The organism is Pantoea sp. JGM49 (assembly GCF_018257655.1).
GTDB classification, from domain to species: Bacteria; Pseudomonadota; Gammaproteobacteria; order Enterobacterales; family Enterobacteriaceae; genus Pantoea; species Pantoea communis.
On record NZ_JAERJM010000037.1, the window covers coordinates 1 to 2378 of the forward strand.

2 protein-coding genes are annotated in these 2378 nt (G+C 40.7%); both read right to left on the bottom strand.

Going from position 1 to position 2378, the window contains the following annotated elements; all coding sequences use genetic code 11:
- Positions 1-1266: 1266 nt before the first annotated feature.
- Positions 1267-1437 (bottom strand): hypothetical protein, encoded by a 171-nt coding sequence (locus tag JK231_RS25330; RefSeq protein ID WP_166935051.1) that lies wholly within the window; start codon positions 1435-1437, stop codon positions 1267-1269.
- A 289-nt stretch (positions 1438-1726) separates the two neighbouring features.
- Positions 1727-1948: a DUF2116 family Zn-ribbon domain-containing protein gene (locus JK231_RS25335; protein WP_097117055.1), complete on the bottom strand. Its 222-nt coding sequence runs from the start codon at positions 1946-1948 to the stop codon at positions 1727-1729.
- Positions 1949-2378: the final 430 nt, after the last annotated feature.

Here is a 2378-nt window from a genome sequence, read left to right on the forward strand (position 1 = left end):
AAGTTAAAGTGCCAGGTCGTTAACGCTGAACTAGTTGATTACTATCAAGTAAATCGTCAAGTTTAAAAATTGCGCATCTAATAGTTACTCCAAAAGCTAGACTTTTTAAATTCACGGCTTCGCTTTATTTTTTGATTTTTTCTGCTACTTAATATTCAAAATAATTAGCAGTGAGTGGTGGGGTTAGTGAGAGAAAACGGATTTGATCTGCAGTTTTACGTCGTTGAGATTAGAAAAATAGCCGCGGCACATCAGTCGGGTTTGAGTCTTTTGGAAGCCAAAAGGCAGGTTGATTCTACCATACAGCATATGCGAATTAACCTGAGGGATGACAAATCTTACCAGGCCCGCCAGTGGAGTACCTTGCTGGATGCTCTTAAAACTTATAATCGGAACACCGTTGACCCCCGATGGGCAAAAGTGATAAACCATGCCAATTTCAGAATAAAGAGCCGACTAAATACAGTCATTTATTATCGAAAAAGACTGCGCGAGCAGCGGTCAAGCCAAAAGGATATCTAAATTCATTTAAAAATCCGGTTGATCGAAGTTAAAAAGCAGATTCATTAAAATTTGTTGCGTCTATCTTAATTAAGAATTGAAAGGTTTTTTCGATTATTTCAATATTCATTCGTCCTGATGCTATGGAGTATATTTTTATAAAAGTGTAAAAAACGTATTTTTGATAAAATTCAAATGCCCCTCGATATTGCCACCATCACTTATCAGCAACTCGAAGGTGTTCGTGCAGACACTGAATTTCCAAGTTAGGAACCTACCCGGCCTTGGTGTTTGAAACCTCCTCAGTATGTATTGAAGTACTTTGATACGTTCTGAAAGTACGATTAAAATAAAATCATTTCCTTTTTTTAAGTTGGTTGTCTCAGAAAGCCACTCACTGAAAATAAGAGATGTTTTGTCGCCATGAATTTCAAAGGCAAGTAGTGCTGAAGTGTCTCAAGGTGTTGATTAGCCATGCGCTAATAAATAAAACCCGGATGGATATCCGGGCGGCAGAAGTTTTGCCTTAAATTGATGGCGTCCCGCTGGGAACGGGAACAGTTTAGTATGTAACTGAAATATTGCTAATCCGAAAATAAAAAACACAGATTGCTATTACTGCAGTCTGTGAGAAGTGTGTCAGATAATCTTTCCTAATAATCTCTGGCCAGCAATGATGCGTCGAGTCACCACTGCAGGGAAGCCAGTTTTTCCTGCATAACTAAAACATTCATGCGGTTAAGCATTCCAGTCAAAGGGTTTGTTTTAACTCTGTGGTTGTCCGACCGGGCCCTTACCCAATGGCCCACCTGGCACCGACTCATTACTCGGTGCATGTGGGCGGCCATCGTTACCCACCGCAGGGCTTTCATGCTGGCATCCCGCCAGTGTAATCAAACTCGCTATGATGAACATCCCGCCTAATAAATTTTTCATAATTTGCTTCCCATGGTAAGGCAACGATATGTTGCTAATTAAGCATAGAATTTCTACAAAATCTGTCAAAGTTCAGGAGTAGAATTAAATGTTGATTTCAATTATTTTAACAGGTAATAAAGGCCGTTAAGTACGGGCATAATTTTGGTTGCCAGAAATTTATTGTTCAATATGACATCATTCCTAATGGCAGTGCTACATCGCCTTAGCGGTAATATTTTCCAATCGCATAGCAGCTAATCTGACATAAGCAATATAAAAAGGGTTTTGTGTTTCTGGTGAATACTTTTCAAGATATCAAATCACCAGTAATTCTCTGCTTCATCTCACGCTGATGCTTGTGATAGTCCTCGCCACACTCTGCAGAACAGAAAGCGGTGTTAGCCACTATTGCCTCATCAGTGCACCAGATACAGTTACCATTTCGGCTTACCAGGCGCGGCTTACGGGCAGACAAAGAGGCCGCTAAATGCGCTTCTTCACGTTCCTGAGCCAGATCCACGTCATCCATTAGTTAAAGTCCTTATTGTCATTATGTTGTATTACTGAGCACTCTTCGGCCTGAGTTCTCAGGTGCCATTCACTGCGCAGACATTCAGCTTAGTTCATTTGTTATGAATAAGCAGTTTAACGCTTTAAATAGCCTGAATTTGCTGATTTTTCATGCAAATTCCCGGCATTAAATATTCCTTCCCGGTCATGGGTTACCCATCGCCGAAATGGGCTATTGAGATTCTTTACATACCATATCTCCTTTATCAAATGCCCTTCACGTATTAATTCCTATAGCATTCAATCAGCTTAAAAAGTCTCAAGCGGTACGGCTTGAACAGCATCACCAACTCGTTAATACTGTGTGTAAATGGGTCTTCCCCGATCATGGTGGGAGACTCAGAACGCCATATTCAGTTTCCCGTAGTGGAACATCACTCCCAGCTTAA

What these genes read in the sequence shown, in the direction of transcription:
- JK231_RS25330 (WP_166935051.1), bottom strand. Translation starts at nt 1,437, where the DNA reads ATGAAAAATTTATTAGGCGGGATGTTCATCATAGCGAGTTTGATTACA.
- JK231_RS25335 (WP_097117055.1), bottom strand. Translation starts at nt 1,948, where the DNA reads ATGGATGACGTGGATCTGGCTCAGGAACGTGAAGAAGCGCATTTAGCG.